The 278-nt window shown below is 47.5% G+C and carries 1 protein-coding gene; it reads left to right on the top strand.

Features of this window, described 5'->3' with window-relative positions:
• Positions 1–20 precede the first annotated feature (20 nt).
• On the top strand, positions 21–278 hold a 258-nt coding region (locus tag AAEY80_RS14485; RefSeq protein WP_350588566.1), incomplete at its 3' end, for an efflux RND transporter permease subunit.

The raw sequence follows: 278 nt of genomic DNA, 5'->3' as shown, positions 1-278 counted from the left end.
CATTAGGACTTCGCAATGCGATGATTGTGGCTATATCACTGCCACTAACGGCACTCTTTACCCTCACCTGTATGAAATATACCGGACTGCCTATTCACCAAATGTCGGTGACCGGTTTGGTGGTTGCGCTGGGCATTATGGTCGATAATGCGATTGTGATTGTTGATGCGATAGCCCAACGTCGTCAACAAGGTATGAGTAAACTTGAAGCTGTGTCTAAAACGCTACACCATTTATGGTTACCCTTGGCGGGTTCGACCATTACCACCATGCTAGCC

It is taken from the genome of Psychrobacter sp. 78a-MNA-CIBAN-0178 (assembly GCF_040309625.1).
Classification (GTDB): Bacteria; Pseudomonadota; Gammaproteobacteria; order Pseudomonadales; family Moraxellaceae; genus Psychrobacter; species Psychrobacter okhotskensis.
Note: the sequence above shows the minus strand (reverse complement) of the source record. Positions and strands in the feature narration are given on the sequence as shown.